This is a genomic window from Pseudomonas sp. YA1, from assembly GCF_058680555.1.
In genome coordinates this window covers 199,597-226,586 of sequence record NZ_JBZWBG010000011.1, presented here as the reverse complement: position 1 = coordinate 226,586, position 26,990 = coordinate 199,597, and the positions used below count along the sequence as shown (strand labels likewise).

26 protein-coding genes are annotated in these 26,990 nt (G+C 68.4%); 5 read left to right on the top strand and 21 right to left on the bottom strand.

The window, feature by feature from the left end; all coding sequences use genetic code 11:
* Positions 1-1,038 (top strand): patatin-like phospholipase family protein, encoded by a 1,038-nt coding sequence (locus AC4OR5_RS17735; RefSeq protein ID WP_003087542.1) that lies wholly within the window; start codon positions 1-3, stop codon positions 1,036-1,038.
* Between the two features lie 3 nt (positions 1,039-1,041).
* On the opposite strand, the gene AC4OR5_RS17730 is transcribed toward AC4OR5_RS17735, so the two are convergent.
* From AC4OR5_RS17730 to AC4OR5_RS17685, 10 genes are all read right to left on the bottom strand, one after another.
* Positions 1,042-1,647 (bottom strand): DUF4893 domain-containing protein, encoded by a 606-nt coding sequence (locus tag AC4OR5_RS17730; RefSeq protein ID WP_003110632.1) that lies wholly within the window; start codon positions 1,645-1,647, stop codon positions 1,042-1,044.
* Between the two features lie 110 nt (positions 1,648-1,757).
* On the bottom strand, positions 1,758-2,666 hold the full coding sequence (glsB, locus tag AC4OR5_RS17725) for a glutaminase B (RefSeq protein ID WP_003087537.1): 909 nt from the start codon (positions 2,664-2,666) through the stop codon (positions 1,758-1,760).
* A 120-nt stretch (positions 2,667-2,786) separates the two neighbouring features.
* Positions 2,787-3,479, bottom strand: coding sequence for a response regulator (locus tag AC4OR5_RS17720; RefSeq protein WP_003087534.1), 693 nt, complete (start codon positions 3,477-3,479; stop codon positions 2,787-2,789).
* Positions 3,480-3,579: 100 nt separating this feature from the next.
* Complete coding sequence (locus AC4OR5_RS17715) at positions 3,580-6,237, bottom strand: DUF4118 domain-containing protein (protein ID WP_014603707.1); 2,658 nt, start codon at positions 6,235-6,237, stop codon at positions 3,580-3,582.
* Positions 6,238-6,344: 107 nt separating this feature from the next.
* Positions 6,345-6,896, bottom strand: coding sequence for a potassium-transporting ATPase subunit KdpC (gene kdpC, locus AC4OR5_RS17710; RefSeq protein WP_003136152.1), 552 nt, complete (start codon positions 6,894-6,896; stop codon positions 6,345-6,347).
* Positions 6,897-6,949: 53 nt separating this feature from the next.
* Positions 6,950-9,022: a potassium-transporting ATPase subunit KdpB gene (kdpB, locus tag AC4OR5_RS17705; protein ID WP_003087527.1), complete on the bottom strand. Its 2,073-nt coding sequence runs from the start codon at positions 9,020-9,022 to the stop codon at positions 6,950-6,952.
* A gap of 11 nt (positions 9,023-9,033) precedes the next feature.
* Entirely contained in the window at positions 9,034-10,728 is a 1,695-nt protein-coding gene (gene kdpA / locus AC4OR5_RS17700; RefSeq protein WP_003140129.1) for a potassium-transporting ATPase subunit KdpA, read from the bottom strand.
* 10 nt (positions 10,729-10,738) lie between these two features.
* Positions 10,739-10,828 (bottom strand): K(+)-transporting ATPase subunit F, encoded by a 90-nt coding sequence (locus AC4OR5_RS17695; protein WP_003097848.1) that lies wholly within the window; start codon positions 10,826-10,828, stop codon positions 10,739-10,741.
* Between the two features lie 187 nt (positions 10,829-11,015).
* Complete coding sequence (locus tag AC4OR5_RS17690) at positions 11,016-12,170, bottom strand: acyl-CoA dehydrogenase family protein (RefSeq protein WP_003109952.1); 1,155 nt, start codon at positions 12,168-12,170, stop codon at positions 11,016-11,018.
* 54 nt (positions 12,171-12,224) lie between these two features.
* Positions 12,225-13,091 carry an IclR family transcriptional regulator gene (locus AC4OR5_RS17685; RefSeq protein ID WP_003097851.1) on the bottom strand — a complete coding sequence of 289 codons (867 nt, stop codon included), beginning with the start codon at positions 13,089-13,091 and terminating at the stop codon, positions 12,225-12,227.
* Between the two features lie 241 nt (positions 13,092-13,332).
* Between AC4OR5_RS17685 and AC4OR5_RS17680 the strand changes: the two genes are divergently transcribed.
* The 4 genes from AC4OR5_RS17680 to AC4OR5_RS17665 all read left to right on the top strand — a co-directional run bounded on the left by AC4OR5_RS17680 (position 13,333) and on the right by AC4OR5_RS17665 (position 17,726).
* On the top strand, positions 13,333-14,118 hold the full coding sequence (locus tag AC4OR5_RS17680) for an enoyl-CoA hydratase (RefSeq protein WP_003087516.1): 786 nt from the start codon (positions 13,333-13,335) through the stop codon (positions 14,116-14,118).
* A 3-nt stretch (positions 14,119-14,121) separates the two neighbouring features.
* Positions 14,122-15,651, top strand: a complete 1,530-nt coding sequence (locus tag AC4OR5_RS17675; RefSeq protein WP_003109953.1) for a 3-hydroxyacyl-CoA dehydrogenase — start codon at positions 14,122-14,124, stop codon at positions 15,649-15,651.
* A 137-nt stretch (positions 15,652-15,788) separates the two neighbouring features.
* Positions 15,789-16,436: a FadR/GntR family transcriptional regulator gene (locus tag AC4OR5_RS17670; protein ID WP_003087512.1), complete on the top strand. Its 648-nt coding sequence runs from the start codon at positions 15,789-15,791 to the stop codon at positions 16,434-16,436.
* 15 nt (positions 16,437-16,451) lie between these two features.
* Complete coding sequence (locus tag AC4OR5_RS17665; RefSeq protein WP_003136147.1) at positions 16,452-17,726, top strand: CynX/NimT family MFS transporter; 1,275 nt, start codon at positions 16,452-16,454, stop codon at positions 17,724-17,726.
* Positions 17,727-17,777: 51 nt separating this feature from the next.
* On the opposite strand, the gene AC4OR5_RS17660 is transcribed toward AC4OR5_RS17665, so the two are convergent.
* From AC4OR5_RS17660 to AC4OR5_RS17610, 11 genes are all read right to left on the bottom strand, one after another.
* Positions 17,778-18,845 carry an AI-2E family transporter gene (locus tag AC4OR5_RS17660; protein ID WP_003087507.1) on the bottom strand — a complete coding sequence of 356 codons (1,068 nt, stop codon included), beginning with the start codon at positions 18,843-18,845 and terminating at the stop codon, positions 17,778-17,780.
* Positions 18,846-19,010: 165 nt separating this feature from the next.
* On the bottom strand, positions 19,011-19,817 hold the full coding sequence (locus AC4OR5_RS17655; protein ID WP_003087504.1) for a DUF4892 domain-containing protein: 807 nt from the start codon (positions 19,815-19,817) through the stop codon (positions 19,011-19,013).
* An 8-nt stretch (positions 19,818-19,825) separates the two neighbouring features.
* A complete protein-coding gene (locus AC4OR5_RS17650; protein WP_003087500.1) occupies positions 19,826-20,488 on the bottom strand; it encodes a glutathione S-transferase family protein in 663 nt (220 codons plus the stop codon).
* 79 nt (positions 20,489-20,567) lie between these two features.
* Complete coding sequence (locus AC4OR5_RS17645; RefSeq protein WP_016263664.1) at positions 20,568-21,428, bottom strand: alpha/beta fold hydrolase; 861 nt, start codon at positions 21,426-21,428, stop codon at positions 20,568-20,570.
* Positions 21,425-22,237: an alpha/beta fold hydrolase gene (locus tag AC4OR5_RS17640; RefSeq protein ID WP_003087496.1), complete on the bottom strand. Its 813-nt coding sequence runs from the start codon at positions 22,235-22,237 to the stop codon at positions 21,425-21,427. Before AC4OR5_RS17640 ends, AC4OR5_RS17645 begins: the two co-directional genes overlap by 4 nt.
* Positions 22,238-22,338: 101 nt before the next feature.
* Positions 22,339-22,980, bottom strand: a complete 642-nt coding sequence (locus tag AC4OR5_RS17635) for a LysE family translocator (RefSeq protein WP_058161195.1) — start codon at positions 22,978-22,980, stop codon at positions 22,339-22,341.
* A 40-nt stretch (positions 22,981-23,020) separates the two neighbouring features.
* On the bottom strand, positions 23,021-23,845 hold the full coding sequence (locus AC4OR5_RS17630; protein ID WP_003109956.1) for an AraC family transcriptional regulator: 825 nt from the start codon (positions 23,843-23,845) through the stop codon (positions 23,021-23,023).
* A gap of 57 nt (positions 23,846-23,902) precedes the next feature.
* Positions 23,903-24,340: a hotdog fold thioesterase gene (locus AC4OR5_RS17625; RefSeq protein ID WP_003087490.1), complete on the bottom strand. Its 438-nt coding sequence runs from the start codon at positions 24,338-24,340 to the stop codon at positions 23,903-23,905.
* A gap of 52 nt (positions 24,341-24,392) precedes the next feature.
* Positions 24,393-26,060: an AMP-binding protein gene (locus AC4OR5_RS17620; RefSeq protein WP_003087486.1), complete on the bottom strand. Its 1,668-nt coding sequence runs from the start codon at positions 26,058-26,060 to the stop codon at positions 24,393-24,395.
* A gap of 126 nt (positions 26,061-26,186) precedes the next feature.
* On the bottom strand, positions 26,187-26,651 hold the full coding sequence (sixA, locus tag AC4OR5_RS17615; RefSeq protein ID WP_003117751.1) for a phosphohistidine phosphatase SixA: 465 nt from the start codon (positions 26,649-26,651) through the stop codon (positions 26,187-26,189).
* Complete coding sequence (locus AC4OR5_RS17610; protein WP_003097882.1) at positions 26,648-26,989, bottom strand: DUF4389 domain-containing protein; 342 nt, start codon at positions 26,987-26,989, stop codon at positions 26,648-26,650. The genes sixA and AC4OR5_RS17610 overlap by 4 nt, the downstream gene beginning before the upstream one ends.
* Between the last annotated feature and the right edge of the window lies 1 nt (position 26,990).

Here is a 26,990-nt window from a genome sequence, read left to right as displayed (position 1 = left end):
ATGAGCAAACAGGTCGCCCTGGTATTGGGCTCCGGCGGTGCGCGCGGCTACGCGCACATCGGCGTGATCGAGGAACTCGAGGCGCGCGGCTATGAGATCACCTGCATCGCCGGTTGTTCCATGGGCTCGGTGATCGGCGGCATCTACGCCGCCGGCAAGCTGCGCGAGTACCGCGAGTGGGTGGAAAGCCTGGATTACCTCGACGTGCTGCGCCTGCTCGACGTCAGCTTCCGCCTCGGCGCGATCCGCGGCGAGCGGGTGTTCGGCAAGATCCACGAGATCCTCGGCGAGGTGAACATCGAGGACCTGTCGATTCCCTACACGGCGGTTGCCACCGACCTCACCAACCAGCAGGAAATCTGGTTCCAGGAAGGCTGCCTGCACCAGGCCATGCGTGCCTCGGCGGCGATCCCCAGCCTGTTCACCCCGGTCATGCAGGGCAGCCGCATGCTGGTCGACGGCGGCCTGCTCAACCCGTTGCCGATCGTGCCGGTGGTGTCGGCCCACAGCGACCTGATCATCGCGGTCAACCTCAACGCCACCAACCAGAAGCAGTACCACCTGCCGGTGATCGAACGTCCGGCCGCGCTCAAGGGGCGCTTCGACAGCATGATCGAGAGCCTCGGCCACAAACTCTCGTTCTTCCGCCGCCACGGCGACGACAATACCCCGCCGGAGCTGAGCGCCGACGCCCTGCTCCATCCGGTTCCGGCGGAATCCGAGGAGCCCGCCGAGCCGCAACTGCAACAGCCGGCCGCGGCGCCGCAAGGCAAGGACTCGCCGAAGTCGGCCAGCGGCACCACGGTGGTGGAAAGCAGCGGTCCGGCATCACTGCTGGAACTGGTCAACCAGAGCTTCGAGGTGATGCAGACCTCGCTGGCGCAGTACAAGATCGCCGGCTACCCGCCGGACATCCTGATCAACGTGCCGAAGCGGGTCTGCCGCTTCTTCGAGTTCTACAAGGCGCCGGAGTTGATCGCCCTCGGCCGGCAGATCGCCAGCGACACCCTGGACCGCTACGAGGAAGACAACGCCTGAGCCTCAGCGGCTGAACTCGAGGACCTCGTAGCCGCCGCGCCGTTCCGGGAACAGCAGGAGGAAGCCGCCGGCGTGCGGGCGCAGCAGCGCGACCACGTCGGACTCAGCCGGCGCGCCGTGGGCCAGGCCACTGAAGGCCACCTGGGGCTCGTCGTTGACCGTGGCGCCGCCGAGGAACACGTAGCGCTGCGTGCCTTCGCGGAACAGGTAGCCGCTGACCCGCTGCGAACCGCTGGTCTTCTCCAGGAACAGGCCGCGGTCGGTACGCCGGATGCGGCACTGGAAGTTCGGATAGCGATAGATGCCGTACTGGTCGGCCTGGGTCGAGCGGCACTTCCAGTCGCCCAGCAGGCCTTTCTCGTCGACGGCGACGACGGGCTGCGCCAGGCTGAGTTCCAGTTGCTCCAGTTCCGGCAGGAATTCCTCGAAGGCACTGTCGTAGTAGCGCTTGTTGATGGCCTCGGCGTCCTGCTCGACGGCCAGCACGCTGCGCTGCTGCTGGTCGCTGGTGTAGCCACGCCAGTCCGGCTCGGCGGCGCCGGCGTGCGCGCAGGCGGCGAGAACGGTGAGGCAGGCGAAGACACGGGAAACGGGAATCGGGCGGGACATGGCGACCATCCTGGCGAGTGGACCGGCGCATCCGGCGCCGGCAAGCGGTAGCCGCAGAACATAGCGCAGCGGCGCCGGGAATTCGAGCGCCGCCACGACGGGCGGCGGTTTCAGAAGATCGACCAGCCGATCCGCTCGCTGAGCTTTTCCAGCGCGGCGATACCCGCCAGCGAATTGCCCGCGGCGTTCAGCTCCGGCGACCAGACGCAGACCGTGAAGCGCCCGGGCACCACCGCGATGATGCCGCCGCCGACGCCGCTCTTGCCCGGCAGGCCGACCCGGTAGGCAAAGTTGCCGGCCTCGTCGTAGAGCCCGCTGGTGGCCATGATCGCGTTGACCTGCTTGGTCTGCCGCTCGTTGAGCACCTGCTCGCCGCTGTGCTTGCAGAAGCCCTTGTCGGCGAGGAAGCAGAACGCCCGCGCCAGGTCGACGCAGCTCATGCGCAACGCGCAATGATGGAAATAGCTGAGCAGCACCGCCTCGACGTCGTTGTGGAAGTTGCCGAACGATTTCATCAGGTAGGCCGCCGCCGCGTTGCGCGAGCGGTGCTGGTACTCCGAGCGCGCCACCACCGAGTCCGACACCACTTCCGGGTTGCCGCACAGGCGCCGGACGAAATCGCGCATCGATTGCGCCGGCGCGGCGAAACGCGACTGGTTGATGTCGCAGATCACCAGGGCGCCGGCATTGATGAACGGATTGCGCGGCTTGCCGCGCTCGAACTCCAGCTGCACCAGGGAGTTGAAAGGCTGGCCGGAGGGCTCGTGGCCGAGGCGTTGCCAGATGTCCTCGCCGGAATGCTGGATCGCCTGGACCAGGCTGAACACCTTGGAAATGCTCTGGATGGAAAACGGCCGCAGGGCGTCGCCGGCATGGAACAGCTCGCCGTCGCGGCTGTACACGGCGATCCCCAGTTGGTTCGGCTCGACGCCGGCGAGCGCGGGAATGTAGTCGGCGACCTTGCCGCGCCCGATCAGCGGGCGGACTTCATCGAGAATCTCGTTCAACAGTTGCTGCATGATGACCTTCGTCGTGACACCGGGGCGCCGACCCGGCGCATCCGGGCCAGCGCGAATGCGCGGCATCATAGGCGATGAACGCGCGGGAGGCATGCTCCTCGCGCAGAATTGCGCTGCGCGTCAGCTGTCGCGCAGGCGATAGCCGACGCCCGCCTCGGTCACCAGGAAGCGCGGGCTGGCCGGATCGTCGCCGAGTTTCTGCCGCAGGTGGCCGACCACGACCCGCAGGTAATGGGTGTCTTCGACGTGGGTCGGGCCCCAGATATCCTTGAGCAGTTGCTGCTGGGTCACTACCCGTCCGAGATGGCGTGCCAGCGCGGCGAGCACCGCGTACTCCTTACGTGTCAGCGCCACTTCCGCACCCTCCAGGGTGACCCGGCGATAGGCGAAGTCCACCTGCAACGGGCCGACCGCCACCGCCGCCTCCGGGCTTTCGCCCTGCGCCGCCTGGCGCAGCAGGACGCGCACGCGGGCGAGGAACTCCTGGATGCCGAACGGCTTGGTCACGTAGTCGTTGGCGCCACCGTCCAGGGCCAGCACCTTCTCGCCCTCGCTGGCGCGCACCGACAGCACCAGCACCGGCACCTGCGACCATTCGCGCAGGTCGCGGAGGATGTCCTGGCCGTCGCGGTCCGGCAGGCCGAGGTCGAGCACCACCAGGTCCGGCCGGTTCAGCGCGGCCTGGGCCAGCCCCTCTTCGCCGGTGCCGGCCTCGAGTACCCGGTAGCCCTGGGCATTGAGGCTGATACGGAGGAACTTGCGGATCTGCGGTTCGTCGTCGATCAGCAGGATGCTGTTCTGCAATTGGGTCATGGCACTCGGCACGGCAGGTGAACACGGCGACGAGCCAGCGGCGGCGTCGCGGAAACGGCAGGAATAGCGCGAGCGCGGGCGCCAGGCAAGTGCGCCGGGCTCATTCGTCGCCCTCCAGTTGCCCGAGGTCCGGCTGCGGATGCAGCGGCAGGTGCAGGACCAGCGTGGTGCCGCGACCGTCGAGGCCTTCGCCGACGCTGATGCGCCCGCCGTGGGCGCCGATCATGCCCTGGCAGATCGCCAGGCCCAGGCCGGTGCCCTGGCCACCGCGGTCGCCACGGGCAGCGGTGTAGAACATGTCGAAGATCTTCTCCCGCTCGGCCTCGGGAATCCCCGGCCCCTCGTCGCTCACCGCGAAACGCAGCTCGGCGGCATCCTGGCTGACCTCGATGCGCAACCGGCCGTGGCTCGGCGAGAAGCGCGCGGCATTTTCCAGCACGTTGATCAGCGCCTGTTCGATCAGCGCCGCATGCACGTAGAGCAACGGCAGGTCGTTGGCCACGATCGCCTGCACCCGGTACGGCGCCAGCACCGCGCGCAGGCGGTTCAGCGCGCTGCCGACGATGTCGCCCGGCGCCACCCAGTCGCGCGCCAGCTTCAGGCCACCGTGGCCGAGACGGGTCATGTCGAGCAGGTTCTGGATATAGCGGTCCAGTCGCTCGGCCTCGTCGCGGGTGCTTTCCAGCAGTTCGCGACGATCCGCCGGCGGGATCGCCTCGCCCAGCGCCAACAGGCTGTCGATGGAACCGCGCATGGCCGTCAGCGGCGTGCGCAGGTCGTGGGACACCGAGGCGAGCAAGGCGCTGCGCAGTTGCTCGGTCTCGCCGTGCAGGCGCGCGGCCTCCAGGTCCTCGGCCAGGCGCGCACGGGCCAGGGCCTGGGCCAGGGGCTGGCCGAGGGCAGCGAGCAGGCGCCGGCGCTGCGGGCTCAGCGGCTGGCCGTCCAGCGGCGCGACGCCGAGCAGTGCCAGCGGTCCCTCTTCCGCCGACAGCGGCCACCACCACCAGCGTCCTCCGGGCAGCGTGCCAGTACCGAGGCCGGCCGGCTGGTCGTGGGCCCAAGCCCAGTCGGCGGCGACCCGTTCCTGGTCGGCGAGTTGCCGCTGCACGCCGGCCTCGGTCTTCCACTCGCCATTGACCTGACCGAGCAGGCAGACCTCGACGTCCTTCCAGTCGTCGAACTGCTGGGCGGCGGCGGCCAGCACCGCCTGGCGGTCGGTGGCGGCGGTGAGCTTGCGCGACAGATCCAGCAGCAGGCTGGTTTCCTCCTGGGTATCGCGCAGCGCCTCCAACTGGCGCCGCTGGCGTGCCGCCAGGTTGCCGGTGAGGCCGGCCATGAACAGGAAGAACGCCAGGCTCAGCAGGTCTTCGTGGCGATGGATGGCGAAGGAAAAATGCGGTGGGATGAACAGGAAGTCATAGGCCAGGAACGACGCCACCGCGCACAGCAGTGCCGGCATCAGGCTGCTGCGCACTGCCACCAGCAGCACCGCCATCAGGAACACCAGGGAGATGTTCGGCAGCTCCAGCAGGTGCGCCACGATCCAGGCCAGGCCGCTGGCCAGGGCGGTCGCCAGCAGCGCCAGCAGATAGTCGTTCCACACCACCGGATAGCGTGGCCGCGGTTCCGCCGGGCGCAGGTCGGCCTCGCTGTCCAGGGCACTGATCTCCAGGCCCTGGCCGTCGCGCAGCAGGCGCCCGGCGAGACCGCCGCCGAAGGCCCGGCGGTACCAGCGGCGCCGCGACTGGCCAACCAGGACCAGGCTGGCGCGGCGCTCGCGGGCATGTTGCAGGAGGGTCCGCGCCACCTCGCCGGCGCGCAGCACGACGATCTCGCCGCCGAGCCGCTCGGCCAGTTGCTGCGCACCCTGCAGGCGCATCCGCGCGTGCTCGCCGCGCAAGCCGCCGGTATCGACGTGTACCACGCTCCAGGGCAGGTGCCGACGTTCGGCGACCCGGCAGGCGTGGCGCACCAGGCGTTCGGCCTGTTCGTCACCGTCGATGCCCACCAGCAGCCGCCCGCGCAACGCCGGCGCTTCCTCGCCGCGCTGGCGGTAGCGGTGGTTGAGGTCGGCGTCGACCCGCGCGGCGGCGGTCTGCATCGCCAGTTCACGCAGCGCGGTGAGGTTGGTCTGCGAGAAGAACGCGTCGATCGCCGCCCGCGCCTGTTCCGGCACGTAGACCTTGCCCTCGCGCAGGCGCTCCAGCAGCTCGCGCGGCGGCAGGTCGATGAGGACGATCTCGTAGGCCTCCTGCAACACCCAGTCCGGCACCGTCTCGCGGACCTGCACGCCGGTGATGTCGCGGACCTGGTCGTTGAGGCTTTCCAGGTGCTGGACGTTGACCGTTGTGTAGACGTCGATCCCCGCCGCCAGCAACTCCTGGATGTCCTGCCAGCGCTTGGCGTGGCGGCTGCCGGGAACGTTGCTGTGGGCCAGTTCGTCGACCAGGGCCAGCGCCGGCGGGTCGGCGAGGAGACCGTCGAGGTCCATTTCCTGCAGTTTCATCCCTCGATACTCGAGGCTGCGCAGCGGCTGCTGCGGCACGCCTGCGAGGAGGGACTCGGTTTCCGCCCGCGAGTGGGTCTCGACCACCCCGGCGCGCAGTTTCACGCCCTGGCGCAACTGGGCCTGGGCGGCCTGCAGCATGGCGAAGGTCTTGCCCACCCCCGGCGCCGCGCCGAGAAAGACTTTCAGGCGGCCGCGCCCGTCAGCGGGCAGGTCGGCCAGCAGCGCGTCGGCGCGTGCGGTGTCGGTCATGGATCGGTCGTACTCCGTTGCTCTGCGCCGCGCGGGGCGGACGATCGCCGGCGATCATCCGCCGATGCGGCGATATTGCAAGCCCTTGCGTGGGTCTCTGGGGAAACCTAGCGCTTCAACCCCGTCAGCGCCATGTTCAGCGCCAGCACGTTGACCACCGCCGGCCCCACCAGCGGCCGCTCGGTGTGGCTTTCCACCAGGTCTTCCACCAGCCGCAGCGGCAGCCCGCGCGCCGTGGCCACCCGCAGCGCCTGGTAACGCGCGGCCTGCGGCGGCAGCTGCGGATCGAGTCCGCTACCGGAGGTAGTCACCAGCGCCAGCGGCACCGGCCCCTGGTCGGCGATACGCTCCTGCGCGGCGTCCCTGGCGATGCGCTCGGCCAGTGCCGGGTTGCTCGGCGCCAGGTTGCTCGCGGCACTGGAAACGGTGGCGTAGTCGCCCGCCGAAGGCCGCGAATGGAACCACTCCTCGCCGTCGAACTTCTGCGCGATCAGCCGCGAGCCGAGCACCTTGCCCTCGGCGTCGCGCAGCAGGCTGCCATTGGCCTGCTCGGGGAACGCCAGTTGGGCGATACCGGTGACCAGCAGCGGATAGGCCACGCCGGTGACCAGGCTCAGCACCAGCAGTGACGCCAGTGCCGGACGGAGTTGCTTGAACATGTGCAGATCCTCTCTTCAGTCCCAGGCCCTCGCCCGACGGCGAGGGCCGTTGTTCATGCCAGGCCGACGGCGGTCAGCAGCAGGTCGATCGCCTTGATCCCGAGGAACGGCGCCACCAGGCCGCCGACGCCATAGATCAGCAGGTTGCGCTGCAGCAGTTGCGAAGCGTCCGCCGCCTGCACCCGCACGCCGCGCAAGGCCAGTGGGATCAACGCGACGATGATCAGCGCGTTGAACACGATGGCCGACAGGATCGCGCTCTGCGGGCTTTGCAGGCGCATCACGTTGAGCACGTCGAGCTGCGGGTAGATGCCGACGAACAGCGCCGGCAGGATGGCGAAGTACTTGGCCACGTCGTTGGCGATGGAGAAGGTGGTCAGCGCGCCGCGGGTGACCAGCAACTCCTTGCCCACCTGGACCACGTCGAGCAGCTTGGTCGGGTCGCTGTCCAGGTCGACCAGGTTGGCCGCCTCGCGGGCGGCCTGGGTGCCGTCGTTCATGGCCATGCCGACGTCGGCCTGGGCCAGCGCCGGGGCGTCGTTGGCACCGTCGCCACACATCGCCACCAGGCGACCTTCGCCCTGCTCCTGGCGAATCCGCGCCAGTTTCTTCTCCGGGGTAGCCTCGGCGATCACGTCGTCGACCCCAGCCTCGGCGGCGATGGCAGCGGCGGTCAGCGGGTTGTCGCCGGTCACCATCACGGTGCGGATGCCCAGCCGACGCAGTTCGGCGAAGCGCTCGCGAATGCCCGGCTTGACCACGTCCTTCAGGTGAATGGCGCCGAGCAGCCGGCCGTTGGCTACCACCAGCAGCGGGGTGCCGCCGCTCTGGGCGATCTTGTCCACCTCCCGCGAAAGCACCTCGGGCATCTTCTCCCGCGGCAGGTCGATGAAGCGCAGCGCCGCATCCACCGCCCCCTTGCGGTACACCTGGCCGTTCCAGTCGACCCCGGACAGGCGGGTTTCCGCGCTGAAGGCGATCGGCGTCAGCTCCTCGCGGCGCGGCTCCTCGATCGGATGCAGGATGCGCAGGTATTCGACGATCGACTTGCCTTCCGGCGTGTCATCGGCCAGCGAGGCCAGCAACGCGCCCTCGGCCAGTTCCTTGCCGCTCACCCCCGGCGCGGCGTACAGCGCGCTGCAGCGGCGGTTGCCGAAGGTGATGGTGCCGGTCTTGTCGAGCAGCAGCACGTGGACGTCGCCGGCCGCCTCCACCGCGCGACCGGACTTGGCGATCACGTTCAGGCGCACCAGGCGGTCCATGCCGGCGATGCCGATGGCCGAGAGCAGGCCGCCGATGGTGGTCGGGATCAGCGTCACCAGCAGCGCCACCAGGAACACCAGCGGCAGGTTGCCGCCGGCGAACAGGGCGAACGGCTTGAGGGTCACCACCACCAGCAGGAAGATCAGGGTCAGGCCGATCAGCAGGATGTCCAGCGCTACTTCGTTGGGGGTCTTCTGCCGCTTGGCGCCTTCCACCAGGGCGATCATCCGGTCCAGGGTCGACTCGCCCGGGTTGGCGCCGATCCGTACCAGCAGCCAGTCGGACACCACCTGGGTGTTGCCGGTCACCGCCGAGCGATCGCCGCCGGACTCGCGGATCACCGGCGCCGATTCACCGGTGATGGCGGCCTCGTTGACCGCCGCCACGCCTTCGATGACTTCGCCGTCGCCGGGAATCATCTCGCCGGCCTGGACCCGTACCACGTCGCCCTTGCGCAGGCTGCTGGCAGCGACGCTCTCGAAACTGCCGTCGGCGCGCCGCTTATTGGCGGAGAGGCCCTGGCTGCCGGCCTTGAGACTGTCCGCGCGGGCCTTGCCACGCCCCTCGGCTAGCGCTTCGGCGAAGTTGGCGAAGAGCACGGTGAACCACAGCCAGAGGGCGATCTGCAGCGCCACCGAGGTCGGCACCGCCTGGTCGGGGACGAAGCACAGCAAGGTGGTGAGCACGGCGGTCAGTTCGACCACCAGCATCACCGGCGAGCGCAGCAACTGGCGCGGGTCGAGCTTGACGAAGGCTTGCAGCAGCGCCGGCCGCCACAAGGCGGCGAGGCTGGTGGACGCGTTGTGGCGACGTTCGAGCGATTTGTGCAAGGCGTTCTTGGACGCCTGGGTCTGAGCGTTCATGTGCGATTCCTTCAGAAGCCGAGGCTCAGTTGTTCAGCGATCGGGCCGAGGGCCAGGGTCGGCAGGAAGGTCAGGCCGCCGACCAGCAGGATGGTCACGGTGAGCAGGCTGACGAACAGCGGACCATGGGTCGGGAAACTGTTCGGCCCCACCGGGCTGGCCTTCTTCGCCGCCAGGCTGCCGGCGATGGCGAGGATCGGCAGGATGTAGCCGAAGCGGCCGATGAGCATGGCCAGGCCGATCATCAGGTTGTGGAACGGCGTGTTGGCACCGAAACCGGCAAACGCCGAGCCGTTGTTGGCGCTCCCCGAGGTGTAGGCGTAGAGCAGTTGGCTGAAACCGTGCGGGCCGGGGTTGGTCACCGCCGAGGCCGGTCCCGGCAGGCTGGCGGCAATGGCGCCGAGCACCAGCACGCCGACAGGCATCACCAGGAGGGTGAAGACCAGCAGGCGGACCTCCTTCGCCTCGAGCTTCTTGCCCAGGTACTCCGGCGTCCGCCCTACCATCAGGCCGGCGAGGAACACCGCGATCAGGACGAACAGCAGCATGCCGTAAAGGCCGGCGCCGACGCCGCCGAAGATCACCTCGCCGAGCATCATGTTCAGCAGCGGCAGCATGCCGCCCAGGGGGCTCAGGCTGTCGTGCATGGCGTTCACCGAGCCGTTCGAGGCGGCGGTGGTGGTGATCGCCCAGAGCATGCTGGCGGCGGTGCCGAAGCGACTCTCCTTGCCCTCCATCGGTGCGCCCTGCTCGACCGGCAACTGCGCCAGCGCCGGGTTCGGCTGGTATTCGGCCCACAGCGACAGGCTCAGGCCGAGGCAGAACAGCAGCAGCATGCAGCCGAGGATCGCGCGGCTCTGGCGCAGGTCCTTCACGTAATGGCCGAAGGTGAATACCAGCGCCGCCGGGATCAGGATGATCGAGGCCACTTCGAACAGGTTGCTCCAGGCACTCGGGTTCTCGAACGGATGAGTCGAGTTGACGCCGAAGAAGCCGCCGCCGTTGGTGCCCAGTTGCTTGATGGCGATCTGGCTGGCCGCCGGGCCGAGCGGGATGGTCTGCTCGGCGCCTTGCAAGGTGGTGGCATGGACGTAGTCGAAGAAGGTCTGCGGCACGCCCTGCCAGACCAGCAGCAACGCCAGCAGCAGGCACAGCGGCAGCAGCACGTAGAGGGTGCCGCGGGTCAGGTCGACCCAGAAGTTGCCCAGCTGTCGTGTGGAGCGGCGGCTGATGCCGCGCGCCAGGGCCACCAGCACGCAGAGGCCGACCGCCGCGCTGACGAAGTTCTGCACCGTAAGGCCGACCATCTGGCTGAAGTAGCTCAGCGAGGCCTCGCCGCTGTAGGCCTGCCAGTTGGTGTTGGTGACGAAACTGACCGCGGTGTTGAACGCCAGGGTCCATTCCAGGCCCGGCAGGTGCTGCGGGTTCAGCGGCAGGCTGCCCTGCAGCATGAGGATCGAGAACAGCAGGACCAGGCCGGCCAGGTTGAATGCCAGCAGCGCCAGGGTGTAGGTCTTCCAGTCCTGCTCGCTCGCCGGATCGACGCCGAACAGGCGATAGCAGACGCGCTCCAGTGGCGCCAGCGGCGCGCTGAGGAGATTGCGTTGGCCTTCCATCACCTTGAAGCAGTAGCGCCCGAGGAACGGTGCAGGCACCAGGACCAGGGCGAAAAAGGCCAGGATCAAGAGAATCTCGTGGCTGTTCATGTGCCCTCCCCTAGGCACGGTCGGCGCGTAGCAGCGCCACCAGCAAATAGACGAACAGTCCCGTGGCCAGGGCCAGGGACAACCAATCCAGAACGGTCATGTGTGCGATCTCTCCTTCGAACGGCCTCTGCCGCTTGAGGGAAAGTCTCCGCAAAGGGGGCGTAAAGAAGCGATTCCGGGCCGCGCCGGACGGCATAAAGAAAGCGTAAAGAGTGGCGCGGACAGCGCCTGGGAGAGCAACCGGCCGGGGACTGCGCCACGGCCGGTGACAAGGCGAAGGATCGACGCTAGCCCTGGGCGGCGCGGATCATGTTGCGGGCGATCAGCAGTTGCTGGATCTGCGTGGTGCCCTCGTAGATGCGGAACAGTCGCACGTCGCGATAGAAGCGCTCGATCCCATAGTCGCCGATATAGCCGGCGCCGCCGAAGATCTGCACCGCGCGGTCGGCGACGCGGCCGCACATTTCCGAGGCGAACAGCTTGGCGCAGGACGCCTCGGTACCGACATCGCGGCCTTCGTCGCGCTGCCGCGCGGCGTCGATGACCATGCAGCGCGCCGCGTAGGCTTCGGCCTTGCTGTCGGCGAGCATTGCCTGGATCAACTGGAACTCGGCGATCGGCTGGCCGAACTGCTTGCGTTCCAGGGCATAGCGCAACGCATCCTCGAGCATCCGCTCGGCGACCCCCACGCAGACCGCGGCGATGTGCAGGCGGCCCTTGTCGAGCACCTTCATCGCGGTCTTGAAGCCGACGCCCTCGACCCCGCCGATCAACTGGCTGGCAGGCACCCGGCAGTCGTCGAAGATCACGTCACAGGTATGCGCGCCCTTCTGTCCCATCTTGCGATCCGGCTTGCCCAGGGACAGCCCGGGCGTACCGCGCTCGACGACGAAAGCGGAGATTCCGCCGGCGCCACGGATCGCCGGGTCGGTGCGTGCCATCACGGTGTAGATGCCGGCCTGCGGGGCGTTGGTGATGAAGCGCTTGGTACCGTTGAGCACGTAGTGCTGGCCGTCACGCACCGCCGTGGTCTTCAGCGAGGCGGCGTCGGAACCGGAGTCCGGTTCGGTGAGGCAGAACGAACTGAGCAGTTCGCCCGACGCCAGGCGCGGCAGGTAGCGCCGCTTCTGTTCTTCGGTGCCGTCGATGACGATGCCCTGGGAGCCGATGCCATTGTTGGTGCCCAGCAGCGAACGGAACGCCGGCGAGGTCCGCCCCAGTTCGAAGGCGATGCTCACCTCTTCCTCCATGGTCACCCCGAGGCCGCCGTAGGCCTCCGGGATCGACAGGCCGAACAGGCCCATCTCGCGCATGCGGGCGATGATCGCCTCGGGGATGCGGTCGGTTTCCGCCACCTCCTGCTCATGAGGCACCAGGCTTTCGCGGACGAACTGGCGGATGCTGTCCAGCAGCAGGTTCAGGGTTTCCGGATCACGAATCATGCTCACTCCAATAGGCCCTTAGGCCGGTTGCCATGATTCCGTCACCGGCCTCGGTCAGCGGGTGGCGGCCTCGATGTTGTGGACCATGTGCAGCAGGCGCGGGCCGATGTCGTCCTCCAGTTTCTCGCGCTTGAGGTGGAAACTCGGCCCGCCGCAGTTGAACGCCAGCAGCCCATGGCTCTCGTGGTGCAAGGCCACGCCCACCGCGTTGACGTCGCGTTGCCACTCGCCGAGCGACAGGCAGAAGCCGTAGTCGGCATAGTCGCGGAAGGCCCGCTCCAGCCCCTTGCGCACTTCCGGCCAGTCTTCCGGGTGGCGCTTGCGGATGTGCCCGAGGATGAACTCCCGCTCGTCCTCCGGCATCGCCGCCAGGCAGGCCCGACCGATCGCGCTGCGGTGCAGCGAGAGGTGGCTGCCGACCTGGCGACGCATGGTCAGGTTGGCCTCGCCATGCACCACGTCGAGGTAGACCATGCTCAGCCGGTCGCGGGCCGCCATGGCCACCGCGGCCTTGGCGTAGCCGGCCATCTCTTCCATCAACGGGCGGGCGAGCGCGCGAATCGACAGGTTCGAGAGCATCGCGTAGCCGAACGACATCACGCCCACTTCCAACTGGTACTTGCCGCTATGCGGCAGGTGACGCAGATAGCCCAGCCGGGTCAGGGTGTGGGTCAGACGCGACACCGTCGGCTTCGGCAGGCCGGTCTTCTTCGCCAGTTCCTGGTTGCCCAGCAGGCTTTCCCGTGGCGTGAAACAGCGCAGCAATTCCAACCCGCGGGCCAGCGCGGTGACGAACTGGCGGTCCTTGAGTTCCTCGTCTTTCTCCTGCATCGGGTCGATCAGCACAGCTTCGAAGGCGGACACTTCCGCTTCCGTACTGGCACCTTCCGCCGGACTCCGGCGCTCGTCGTTGCCGCGCATAGTAGGGACCTTTTTTTCAAAAAATCAATAAAACAAAATCATATTTCGCATAGCGAAACTAATAGAAGAACCCATGAACTTTCAACAACGAAAATAAAATCCTTTTAAAACAGTAAATTGTATAAGTAGATCGTCCGAAATCCGACGCGAGTATTTACAACGCCACGGCTGGCGCTGATTATTTTCGATAAATCATGAAACTATATTTCGCATAGCGAAATATCAATTCATCGGAGCTTCCATGTCCGCCGATCCTTCGCCCGTGGTTCTGCTCGAATTTCCCGCAGCCGATATCGCCCTGCTTCGCCTCAATCGTCCGCAAGCCAGGAACGCGCTGAACGACGAAGTGCGCCAGCGCCTCGCCAGCCACTTCCAGACGCTCGGCGCGGATCCGGCGATCCGCGTCATCGTGCTCACTGGCGACTCGCGCTGCTTTGCAGCTGGCGCCGATCTCCGCGATCTCTCGACGAGCACGGCGATCGGCCTGTACGGCCGCCACAGCGAGCGCTACTGGGAAGCCATCGCGCGCTGCCCGAAGCCGGTGATCGCCGCGGTCAACGGCTTCGCCCTGGGCGGAGGCTGCGAACTGGCGATGCATTGCGACCTGATCGTCGCCGGCGAGTCGGCACAGTTCGCCCAGCCGGAGATCAAGGTCGGGGTGATGCCGGGTGCCGGCGGCACCCAGCGCCTGGTACGGGCGGTGGGCAAGTTCCAGGCGCTGCGCATGCTGTTCACCGGCTGCCTGGTGAAGGCTCCGCAAGCGCTGGCCATGGGCCTGGTCAGCGAAGTGGTGGCGGACGAGTCGACGCTGGCGCGCGCCCTGGAACTGGCCACGGAGATCGCCCGCCTGCCCCCTCTGGCGCTGGCGCAGATCAAGGAGGTGGTCCTGGCCGGTGCCGACCTGCCGCTGGACAGTGCCCTGGCCCTGGAACGCAAGGCGTTCCAGTTGCTGTTCGACTCGCAGGACCAGAAGGAAGGCATGCACGCCTTCCTGGAGAAACGCCCGCCGAACTACCAGGGGAAATAGACGATGCCCGATATTCGTTGTATCGCCGTGGTCGGTACCGGTGCGATGGGCACCGGGATCGCCCAGATCGCCGCCCAGGCCGGCCTGACTGTGTGGCTGTTCGACAGCCGCGCCGAGGCCGCCGCCGAGGCACGCCAGCGCCTGCGGCAAACCTTCGAGAGTCTATGCGGCAAAGGCAAGCTGAGCGCCGCCGACGCCGAGGCCGCGCAAAACCGGCTGCGGGTGGCGGAACGCCTGGAACAACTGGGCGACTGCGAACTGGTGGTGGAGGCCATCGTCGAGCGCCTGGAGGCCAAGCAGGAATTGCTGCGCCGGCTGGAAGCCATAGTCGCGCCGGAGACCATCCTCGCCAGCAATACCTCGTCGTTGTCGATCACCGCCATCGCCGCCGCCTGCGAGCGGCCGCAGCGGGTCGCCGGCTTTCACTTCTTCAACCCGGTGCCGCTGATGCGCGTGGTCGAGGTGGTAGACGGCCTGGCCAGCGCTCCGGAAGTCGGCGACGCCCTGCTCGCCCTCGCCGCGCGCCTGGGCCACCGCGGTGTACGGACCAAGGACAGCCCCGGCTTCATCGTCAACCATGCCGGCCGCGCCTATGGCACCGAGGCCCTGCGCATCCTCGGCGAAGGCGTCGCCGAATGCGCCGAGATTGACCGTGTGCTGCGCGAGTGCGCCGGCTTCCGCATGGGGCCGTTCGAACTGCTCGATCTCACCGGCCTCGACGTGTCGCACCCGGTAATGGAATCGATCTACCAGCAGTACTACCAGGAACCGCGCTACCGCCCGCACCCGCTGACCCGCCAGTTGCTCGCCGCCGGCCGTCTCGGGCGCAAGAGCGGCCAGGGCTTCTATCGCTACGTCGACGGCCAGCCGCAGGACAAGCCCGGTCCGCAACCGGTGCCGCAGGCCGCCATCCGGCCCCCGGTGTGGCTGGGCTGCGAAAACGAGGACGACCGCCGCACGCTCGCCGAACTGCTGCATCGCCTCGGCGTCGAGCCGGAAACCGGCGAACGCCCTTCCGCCGCAGCACTCTGCCTGCTGGCCGCCTGGGGCGAGGACCTGAGCAGCGCCGTGCAGCGCTTCGCCTGTCCCGCCGAGCGCAGCGTCGGCATCGACCTGCTCTGCGACCTCGAGCGCCGGCGCTGCCTGATGCTCTCGCCGCTGACTACCCCGGCCATGCGCGACGCCGCCCACGCGCTACTGGCTGGCGACGGCGCCGGGGTCACGATGCTGCGCGACAGTCCCGGCTTCGTCGTCCAGCGGGTACTGGCGATGATCGTCAACCTCGCCTGCGACATCGCCCAGCAGGGCATTGCCAGCGTCGAGGATATCGACCAGGCGGTGCACCTCGGCCTCGGCTATCCCCACGGCCCGCTGGAATGGGGCGACCGCCTCGGCCCGCGGCGCCTGCTGAGCATTCTCCAGCGCCTGCAGGCGCTTACCGGTGACCCGCGCTACCGGCCCAGTCCCTGGCTGCGCCGACGAGCGCAACTGGGCATGTCCCTGCGCGCCGGCGAAACCGCCGCCGTAGGCTGACGCATCGGCGACCTGGCGACGCAGCGCCATGCGTCTCGCCGCCAGGCCAACGCTTTTTCCCCGAGCGACGCTTTCCGGGCTTGCAGCTGCCGAGGTATCCTGCGCGCAAATTCATCCGATGATTGGATGTTTCTTCCGTGACCATTCCCCTCAAGCGCTCCCTGGTGGACATCGCCCTGGAGCAGATCCGCCAGCGCATCGACGCCGGCCATTGGCCGCTCGGCCAGCGCCTGCCGCCGGAGCCGGAACTCGCCGAGCTGCTCGGCATGAGCCGCAACACCGTGCGCGAAGCGGTGCGCGTGCTGACCTTCTCCGGCGTGCTGGAAGTCCGCCAGGGCGACGGCACCTACGTGCGCGCCTGCGCCGATCCGCTGGAAACCATGCTGGTGCTGGCGCGCAGCGCGGTGCAGCACTCCCTGGAGGCACGCGGGATGATCGAGATCGAGGCGGCGCGCCTGGCTGCCGTTCGCCGCGACGACAGCGACCTGAGCGCATTGCGCGAGTATCTCGACGCATCGCGCCAGCGCTACGGCAGCGACGACCTGCAGGACTACATCGAGCACGACGTCCGCTTCCACCAACGGATGGTCGATGCCGCCCACAATCCGGTGCTCAGCGAACTCTACCGCTACTTCTCGCAGGTCATCCGGACCTCGCTGGAACGCACCATGGCCGACCCACAAAGGGCCCAGCCCTGCTTCGAGCTGCACCAGCAACTGCTCGACGCCATAGAACGCGGAGACCCGGACGCTGCCGCCGCGGCCAACCGCGCACTGCTGATCTGAACCCGGGACAGACCCATGACTCACGCCTTGAATGCCCGGCCGGGAGCGCACCCCGGCCATCCTCCGGAAGAACTGTTGATCGATGCCGAAGTCGACGACGAACCAGCCCCGCCGGCGCCGCCGCTACGCCCCTGGCTGCTCCTGCTGGGCCTGGTGCTGGTGGCGCTGAACCTGCGCCCGGCGCTGTCCAGCCTCGCCCCCCTGCTCAACCAGGTACGCGACGATACCGGCCTCTCGGCCGCCGCCGCCGGCCTGCTGACCACCGCGCCGGTACTCTGCCTGGGGTTGTTCGCGCCGCTCGCGCCGCGCCTGGCCCGGCGTATCGGCGCCGAACGCAGCGTGCTGCTGATCCTCTTCTGCCTGGCCGGCGGCATCGTCCTGCGCAGCCTGTTCCCGGTGTTCGGCCTGTTCGCCGGCAGCGTCCTGGCCGGCGCCAGCATCGGCATCATCGGCGTGCTCCTGCCGGGCATCGTCAAACGCGACTTCCCGCGCCAGGCCGGGGTGATGACCGGGGTCTACACCATGGCCCTGTGCCTGGGGGCCGCGCTCGCCGCCGGCGCCACCGCGCCGCTGGAGAAGCTCTTCGGCAACTGGGAACTGGCGCTGGCGTTCTGGTCGCTGCCGGCGATCCTCGCCGCCGCCTTCTGGCTGCCGCAGACCCGCCAGGGCCAGCACGCCCATCGCCAGGCCTTCCGTGTCGTCGGCCTGTGGCGCGACCCGCTGGCCTGGCAGGTCACGCTGTACATGGGCCTGCAATCGTCCCTGGCCTACATCGTCTTCGGTTGGCTGCCGTCGATCCTGATCGACCGCGGCATGACTGCGGTGGAAGCCGGCCTGGTGCTGTCCGGCTCGGTGATGCTGCAACTGATCACCGCCCTGCTCGCGCCCTGGCTCGCCGCTCGCGCCAGGGACCAGCGCCTGGCGGTGGTGCTGGTGATGGCTACCACCCTCGCCGGCCTGCTCGGCTTCCTCTATGCGCCGCTGCCGACCATCTGGGGCTGGGCGGTCCTGCTCGGCCTCGGCCAGGGCGGCACCTTCAGCATCGCCCTGGCGCTGATCGTCCTGCGCTCGCGCGACGCCCACGTCGCCTCGCATCTGTCGGGCATGGCCCAGGGCGTCGGCTACACCCTGGCGGCCATGGGACCGTTCATGGTCGGCGTGGTCCACGACCTGACCGGCGGCTGGAACGCGGTCGGCTATATCTTCATCGGCGTCGCCATCGCCGCTACCCTGTTCGGCCTCGGCGCCGGGCGCAGCCAGTACGTGGCGGCCCGCAGCGAACACCTGTAGCCCCGCAGACGCAAAAAGCCCCGCATCGCGGGGCTTTTTCTCCTTCGTCACTCAGGCATCCGGGCCGCGCCCTTCGCCGGGCGGCGTCCGCGGCGTGCTGGCGATCCAGTCGCTGAGCAGGTTGTAGGCCACTGCCAGCAGGATCGGGCCGAGGAACAGGCCCATGAAGCCGAACGCCAGCAGGCCGCCGAACACCCCGAGCAGCACCACCACCAGCGGCAGGTTGCCGCCACGGCTGATCAGGTAGGGTTTGAGGATGTTGTCCACCCCGCTGATGATGAAGAAGCCCCACAGGCCGAGGAACACCCCGTGGCCATAGTCGCCCTTGAAGAACAGCCAGGCGGTGGCCGGGCCCCAGACCAGCGGCGGGACCATCAGCAGGCTGCAGGCGAAGGTCAGCAGGCCGAGCAGCATGGCTCCCGGTACGCCGGCGATCGTGAAGCCGATCCAGGCCAGCAGGGCTTGCGCCGCGGCGGTGCCGATCACCCCGTTGACCACCCGCTGTACGGTGCCGGCGACAAGGTCGCGATAGTGCTCCGCGCGGTTGCCGATCAGGCGTTCCAGGGCACGGTGGACGATGGACTCCAGGCGCGGCCCGTCGCGGTAGAAGAAGAAGATCAGGATCAGACTGAGGACCAGTTCCAGGATCCCTCCACCGATCTTCGCGCTGCGCGCCAGCAGCCAGTTGCCGACCTCGCCGACATAGGGCTTGAGCACGTAGAAGAACGCCACGCCCTGTTGGTCGATGGAGTTCCACCAGCCGATCAGGCGGTCGCCGATCAGCGGAACGCCGGCCATCCACGAAGGCGGCGGCGGCAGGCCCTCGACCTGGAGATTCTTCAATAGCTCCATCAGCGAACGAACGTTGTCCGCCAGGCCGAAGCCGAGCCAGATCAGCGGCAACGCCACCAGGACGATCCAGCCCAGGGTCAGCAGGCCCGCCGCCAGCGACTCGCGGCCACCGAGCAGGCGCGTGAGCATACGCATCAGCGGCCAACTGGCGAAAGCCAGCACCGCGGCCCAGAACAGCGCCGACCAGAATGGCGCCAGCACCCAGAGACTGGCACCGAGCAGGCCGAACAACAGCACGCGAAGCAACAGCCGATCGTTATCGAACATCAAGGCAGGCCTTCCTCAAAGGGGGATACACCGATAGACAGCGCTCGGCGTGCGCCGTTTCCAGCCGGAGCGTGGGGCGCGGGGGAAAGGCAGTCTACTCTGGCGGGCGGCCTTGCCGAAGGCATTTTCGCCATCGCCCGGGCCCGCAGGCCCGGGCGAACGCGTTCAACGCAGCCAGTTGAGGTGCAGGCCCTCGACCTCCGACTGGCCCAGCTCCATGCGGCTGTTCAGCACGCCCTGCCCGCGCAGGGCGTCGCGCCACTCCTGGGCGTGCTTGCCGGACAGCTCGACCCGCACCCCGGTATCCAGGCGCAGGGTCCGCACCAGCAACTCCAGCCAGGAGCCGGCCGGCTCCGCCGGCACATGGCTGAGGGTCAGTTCGCCGTTGGCCTTGAGCAGGCGCAGCAGGGTCGCCGGGCTCGGCAGCAGTTCCCCCAGCGGCGCATCGGCCTTGAGTTCCTCGGCCTGCAGGTAGGCGCGGCGATTGCCGCGGGTGATCGAGTAGACCGCCACCAGGCTGTTCTCCTGTGGCGCCGCCAGGCGCACCAGCAGGTAGGCCTGCTGCTCGTCCGGGCCGTACAGCTTGGCATTGCCGAACACGGCGTTGGCCAGCAGGCTGCTGGAGCCGCAGTCGCGCCGCTCGCACCAGAACAACGGCGTGGCGTCGGCCTTGAGCAGCGCAGTGCGCGCCGCGGCGAACGCCTCCTGGCTGCTGTGCTCGGGCGGCAAGCGGTAGGTCAGCGCGGTCAGCTCGCCTTCGGCGCGCACCTCGCCCTCCATGCGCAGGCGACCGCTGATGCGGCTGATCGCCCCTAGCGGGTAGATCCGCTCCTCGCTCGGCGCCTGGCGGAAGTCGACGATCTCGGCGCGCGGGAAGCGCGGCAGGACGTCCAGGTCATGGCTGCCGGGAAGGTCGGCGGCCAGCGCCGAAAAGCTGAAAACGCCCAGGGATAGCAACAGGAACCCTCGCATACCGGCCCTCAACGGGTCAGCATCGACTGGGCGGTACGGATGGCGTCGTCGCCCTCCTTCTCCCGCCGCGGCACCAGCAGTCCGCGCTGCACCGCGGGACGCGCCTCGATGGCGGCGATCCAGCGCTGCAGGTTGTCCAGCCCGTCGACGGCGACACCGGACCAGTCGTGGATGCGCACCCAGGGATAGGTGGCGATGTCGGCAATGCTGTAGTCGCCGGCGAGGTACTCGGCCTCGCCCAGGCGACCGTCGAGAACTTCGTAGAGGCGCCGGGTCTCATGCTGGTAGCGGTCGATGGCGCCCTGCAACTTCTCCGGGAAATAACGGAAGAACACGTTGGCCTGCCCCTGCATCGGGCCGACCCCGCCCATCTGGAACATCAGCCACTGGATCACCCGCGAGCGACCCTTGACGTCGGCGGGCATCAGTTGCCCGGTCTTCTCGGCGAGGTAGATGAGGATCGCGCCCGACTCGAAGACGGCGAAGTCGTCGTTGTCGCGGTCGACGATGGCCGGGATGCGGCCGTTGGGATTGATCCTGAGGAATTCCGGAGCCTTCTGCTCCTTCTTGTCGAACGACAGCGCGTGCACCCTGTAGGGCAGGCCCATTTCCTCGAGGGCGATGGAAACCTTGTGGCCGTTCGGCGTGGCGGCGGTGTAGAGATCGATCATGCGGTGACTCTCCGTAACGATCCGTCCAGCCTTACGGCTGGACCCGGAATAGTCAAGGAAACAACGGCAAGCCGGTGTTTCAGCGCGCGAAGAAGGCCGCGAAGACCCTGGCCACCGCCTGCGCCCCGGCCTCATCGTCCAGATGCAGGTGATGCCCGCCCGGCAGGTGGTGCCGCTCGAACGGCAGGGTCTCCAGCAGCGCCCGCATGCGCGGCTCCACCGCCAGCATGCCCTGTTCGGCCAGTACCAGGCTGACCGGGCATTCCACGCTGCGCACGAAGTTCAGCGCGTGGGCCTGGGTCAGGCGCAGCGGCGACGGTAGGGTCAGGCGCGCGTCGGTGCGCCAGGTATAGCCACTGGGCACCGGTTCCAGGCCGCGCTGGGCGAGCAGTTCGGCGGCCTCCCGGGAGATCTCGCCGACCCCGCGCATCCGCGCTTCCACGGCTTTTTCCAGCTCGGCATAGACCGGCTTGCGCTTGTGGCGTAGCGCCAGTTGCGCCTTCAGCGCTTCGCCGAGCTTCTGCGGCGCCTTGTCGGCTTCGCCAGTGTAGGGAATCAGGCCATCGATCAACGCCAGCCGCTCGATGCGCTCGGGCAAGGCCCCGGCGAGCAGCACCGAGACGATGGCGCCCATCGAGTGCCCCAACAGGGAAAACCGCTCCCAGCCCAGTTGCTCGGCCACCATCAGCACGTCCAGCGCGTAGTCCCAGAGCAGGTAGCTGGCACCCTCGGCACGATGCGCGGAATGCCCGTGGCCGGCGAAGTCAAGGGCGACGATACGCAGCCCGGCGAGCTTCGGCGCCAGGCGCGAGAAGCTCATGGCGTTGTCCAGCCAGCCATGCAGGGCGATCACCGGCTTGCCGTCCGGCGGACCGAACAGATGCGCGGCCAGTTCGATGTGCGGCAGGCTGATGCGTACTTCCTCGACCTGCAGGCTCATGCCGAACGCTCCTCGGTCGCCCGCGACCAGCGATCGAACACGCCTTTCAGCAGTTCGGCGGTTTCCCGCGGGCGCTCCAGCGGGAACATGTGGCCGCCGGGCAGCGACATGAACTCGCCGCGCGGCATCGCCCGGATCAGCCGGGTGTGGTGCGGCAACACCACCTTGCTGTGCCGCCCGCGCACCATCGCCAGCGGCACCTGCAACTGCCGCGCACGCCCCGGACTGCTGTGCGGCACGCTGCGGTAGATGCTGATCTCGGTGGCCGGATCGAAGCGCAGGCGCAGGCCGGAACCGCCGCCGCTGTCGGCCAGCCCGTGGCGTACGTAGGCCTCCAGGCAATCGGGGTCGAAACGGCGGAACAGCGCCTTGCCGGAGAAGTAGGCCCGCGCCTCTTCCAGGTCGGGGAACGCCTCGCGACGCCCCAGGGTGCGCCCGGCCGGAGTGATCCGGTCGATGAAGCCGAAGCGCTTGGCGGCACGGATCACCAGGCGGTCGGCGAGGGTCAGCACCGGCGAATCGAGCATCACCACGCCGCGGTAGAGTTCCGGCCGGCGCAGCGCCGCGTGGTAGTGCAGCACGCCGCCGAGGGAATGGCCGACGCCCCAGACCGGCTGTTCCAGGCTGGCGAGGTGGTGCAGCAGTTCGTCCACCAGGTTGTCCCAGTTGTCGTTCACCGGGAAACGCGGGTCGTGCCCGTGCATTTCCAGGTGATCCACCCGGTACTCCGGCGCCAACGCCTCGAACAGCTTGGCGTAGGTAGCCGACGGGAAGCCGTTGGCGTGGGCGAAGAAAACCGATTGCGACATGCGCGACGTCTCGACAGGGCTGATGCCAGGGATTCTCCGGCAGCCTCGCCGAGGCGGCAATGGCTTTGCCGGCTGCCTTGCACGGCGAAGCGGCCAAAACCTCAGGCAGAGCGGACGAGATGCTCGAGGATCGCCGCCGCCACCAGCAGGAACACCACCCCGCAGGCCGCGTCCAGCCAGGGCACCGCGCGCAACAGGCGGGCCTGCAGGGCCGGGCGGGTAAGGGTCAGGCTGAGCAGGCCGAACCAGCAGGCGCCCATGCCGAACAGCAGCGCCGCCACCGCCAGCTTGCCGCCGAGCGACATCTGCGCGGGAATCAGGCTGCCGAGCAAGGCGATGAAGAACACCAGCGCCTTGGGATTGAACAGATTGGTCGCCAACCCGCGCAGCCAGGGCCCCAGGGGCGACGGCGGCAGCGCCCCGTCGAGCCGGCCCGGCTGGCCGTCGCCGCGCCGCAGCCAGGCGCGCAGCGCGCCGACGCCGAGCCAGGCCAGGTACAGCGCGCCGAGCGCCTGCAGGATGGCGAACAGCACAGGCGTACGGCTGAGCAGCAGCGACACGCCGGTCAGCACCAGGGTGGTATGCAGGAGAATCCCGCAGGCCAGCCCCAGCGCGCTGGCCAGGCCGGCCCGCCGCCCCTGGTGCAGGGACGTGCGCACCACCAGGGCGACATCGGGACCGGGGCTGACCAGGGCGACGGCGAACACCGCCGCCAGGGTCAGCAAGACAGACAATTCCTGCATGGCTACTCCACGAAAAAGGGATCGGAAAGGAAAACGCGATTCAGCGCTGGCGCAGGCGCGCCGGCGGTAACCCGTAGGTGCGACGGAACAGACGGCTGAAGTGCGCCTGGTCGTAGAAACCGAACTGCTGGGCCACCTGGCTCAACGGCTGCTCGCCGCGCAGTACCAGCGGCAAGGCGCGCTCCAGACGCAGTTGGGTCAGCCACTGGTGGGGCGGCAGGCCACAGTGACGGCGGAAGCGCCGCAGCGCCTGCCAGGGGCTCAGGCCGCAGAAGGCGGCCAGTTCCTCCAGGCTCGGCGGGTATTCCAGGCGCGACTCCAGCCAGTCGCGCAGCCGCGTCCAGTCGCGCCGGCCGAAGCCTTGCCGGTCACCCTCCTCCAGGCGCAGGCTGCTGCCCAGGCTGAGCAGGCAGGCCAGCGCCTGCCAGAGATGCTCTTCCAGGGCCAGACGGTTCTCCAGCGCCGCCGCGCCGCCGAGCATGCCCAGGTGCAACTGACGCAGGCGCTGCTGCAGACGCTCGTCGCGGACCAGGCTGCTGGTCAGGCGCGGCGCCCCCCGGCGGCCGTCGCTGAAGTCGCGGCTGGCGCGCTCCAGCCAGTCGGCATCGAGCGCCAGGACGCGGATACGGTAGCCCTCCTCGCCGGCGCTGCTGCCGTCGTGGATGCTTTCCGGCGCCATCAGCAACGCGTCGCCGGCCCCGGCCAGGCGCCGTTCGCCGCCGGCGGCATAGCGATGCCGGCCCTGCAGCAGCAAGCCGATGTGGTACTCCAGGTGGAAGTGCCGGGGAAAGGAAAAGCGGTTGTGCTCGGCGTCGATCAGGCGTACGCCGGGAATCCCGCTGCTGAGATGGGTGATCTGCTCCATCCCGCTACTCTACCGCCAGCGGGACGGAACGATCTTGGACAAAATTGCGGACCGCGCTCAGCCCGCCCTGCCCGCCAGCGGCACCACCGCCATGGTCAGGCGGGCGATGCAGCTCGGCTTGCCGTCGTCGCCACTGAGGCGGATGTCCCAGACATGGGTGGTACGCCCCAGGTGGATCGCCCTGGCCACCGCAGTGACCCGGCCGCTGCGCAGGCCGCGCAGGTGGTTGGCGTTCACTTCCAGGCCGACGCAGTAGTACTGACTGGTGTCGACGCACAGGTAGCTGGCCATCGAGCCCAGGCTTTCCGCGAGGACCACCGAGGCGCCGCCATGCAGCAGGCCGAACGGCTGGTGGGTACGCGAGTCGACCGGCATGCTGGCGGTCAGCGACTCGTCGTCGAAGGCTTCGAAGCGGATGCCAAGCAGGTCGCCGATGCTGTTCTTCTGCGAGGCGTTCAGTTGCTCCAGGTCGGGCGTTTGTCGCCAGAGGCTCATGGGAATTCCTTGCGCAAGGGGGAAGCCCGGAAGGGCTTCCCGTCGGTGGGAGTCATTCGTGCCAGAGCACAGCCTCGCGGCGTTCCACCCATTCGTGGAAGCGCGAGCCATAGGCACCTTCCACCATATTGCGCTTGATCTTCAAGGTCGGCGTGAGGAAACCGTTGTCCACCGCCCAGGTTTCCTGCACCAGGACCAGGCCGACCAGGCGCTCGTGCTTGTCGAGCGCACCGTTGACCTGTTCCAGGTGCGCCCGCAGGCTGCTTTCCAGCGCCCCGCGGGTACCATTGAGGGCCTCCCGGCGACCGACCTCGGAGAGCACGCAGAGCCCCAGCGGCGCGCTGAGGCCCTCGCCGACCACGCAGACCTGCTCGATGCGATCGTGCACCGCCAGGCGGTTCTCGATCGGCGCCGGCGCCACGTACTTGCCCTTGCTGGTCTTGAAGATTTCCTTCATCCGCCCGGTCAGGCGCAGGTTGCCGTCGGCGTCCTGCTCGCCCTTGTCGCCGGTGCGCAGGAAACCGTCGGCGGTGAGCACCTCGGCAGTCTTCTCCGGCTCCTTGTAGTAGCCGACCATGGTCGCGCCGCTACGCACCTGCACCTCGCCCTCGTCGCTGATGCGTACCTCGACGCCGGGGCTGTTCTGGCCGATCCAGCCGGTCTTCTGCCTTCCGGGCCGGCAGACGTGGGAGTAGCCGCTGTTTTCGGTCATCCCGTAGACCTCGAGCACGTCCAGGCCCAGGCGGCGATACCAGAGCAGCAGCGCCTCGGGTACCGGCGCCGCGCCGCAGAGCGCGTAGCGCACCGCGTCCAGGCCTAGCCCGGCGAGCACCTTGCGACCGACGATGCGGCCGAGGATCGGCAGCTTCAGCAGGCGGTCGAGCTTCTGCGCCGGCATCTTCGAATACACCCCCATCTGGAACTTGGTCCAGATGCGCGGCACGCCGAACAGCAGGGTCGGCCGCGCACGCTTCATGTCCTCGACGAAGGTGTCCAGGCTTTCGGCGAAGAACACCGTGGTTCCCCCGTAGAGCGACCCCATCTCGACGAACATCCGCTCCGCCACGTGGCACAGCGGCAGGTAGGAGAGCATCCGGTCGTCTTCGCGAGTGCCGAACAGTTCCACGCCGCGGCTGGCGGCGAAGGCGAAACTGCTGAAATTGTGCATCACCCCCTTGGGCACGCCGGTGGTTCCAGAGGTGTAGATCAGGGTGGCGAGTTGCTCGGCGGCGGTCGGCGTGTCGCCTTCGAGCGGCGCGCAGGCCTGCAGGTCGCTCCACTGGCGGTCGAAACGCCCTTCCGGGTGCAACGGCATGGCCACGGTCGGTATGCCCTCGGGGACTCCGGGCGCCATCGCCGGCCAATCGTCGAGCTTGCCGACGAAGACCACCGCCGACTCGGAATGCTCCAGCACCTGGCGCGCCGACTCGGCGGTGAGATTGGGATAGAGGGGGACGGAAACGTGCCCGGCCATCCAGATCGCCAGGTCAGTGACGATCCAGTGCGCACAGTTCTTCGAGATGATCGCGATACGGCTGCCGGCGGGGAGATCCAGGCTGCGCAACCAGGCGGCTGCACGCCGCGCCTGGTCGCCCACCTCGCCCCAGCTCAGCTCCTCGACCCGGCCGCCACCGATGGGCTGCACCAGGTAACGCCGTTGCGGATGACGCTTTTCGCGCTCGAAGAAGACTTCGAGCGGCAGACGATTTGCAGTGACCACGTACCGCCTCCGTTGTTGTTGTTCTGGGAGATCGACCAAGCACTTGCTTGGTCGAATATTCCATCACAGCCAACCGCAGGCAAGCCGGGAAATGTTTCGGTTTGTAGTCGTTGCGCCAGGCACTTCCTAGCCGTGCCGCGGGTGATGCAGCGAGACCAGGGTCATCAGCCCGGCGGCGGCGAAGTCGCCTTCCAGCTCGGCCAGCGAGGCAGTGCTCATCGGCAACGGATCACGCCGGTTGCCATGCACCAGCAGACCGCCCAGCGCTCCGACCAGGGGCTGGTGGCTGACCAGCAGGAGATTGCGCTCGCTGCGCTCGTCGAGGAAACCGAGCACCTCGCGCGGATCGTCGTCGGGGGTCAACCAGGGGGCGGTGCCGACCGGCTCGACCAGGCCCAGTGCCTCGCGCACCAGCTCGGCGGTCTGCTGGGCGCGCACGTAGGGGCTGGCGAGAATCCCGTCCAGCGGCAACCCGGCCAGCCGCGCGGCGCTCTGCAGCACTTCCTTGCGTCCATGGGCGGTCAGGCGCCGCTCGGAGTCCCGGCTGGCGTGCGGCTCGGCCTCGCCGTGGCGCAACAGCCAGAGCTTCACAACTTCGGCTCTTCGTCGCGCGCCGGGTGCGCGGCGGGCGGCACGCTGTGGGCGGCCTCGCCCTCGGCGGCGCGGGCGCTCGGCCAGTCGGCGAACGGCCAGGGTTTCTCGTCGCTGTGGAAGGTACCGAAACGGCCGATCTGCGCCAGGTACTGGCTGAGGCTATCGCCGAAAGCCATCAGGCTGCCGTTCGGCGCGCCGTAGATCAGTCGGTAGACCAGCTGGATCACCACCACCGCCCCGAGGAGCAGTTCGGCGACCTGCCAGACCAGGACGAACAGCAGCATCCAGAGGATGCGGATGGCGATCGATTCGCGTGCTTGCGGGTCTGCGGACATG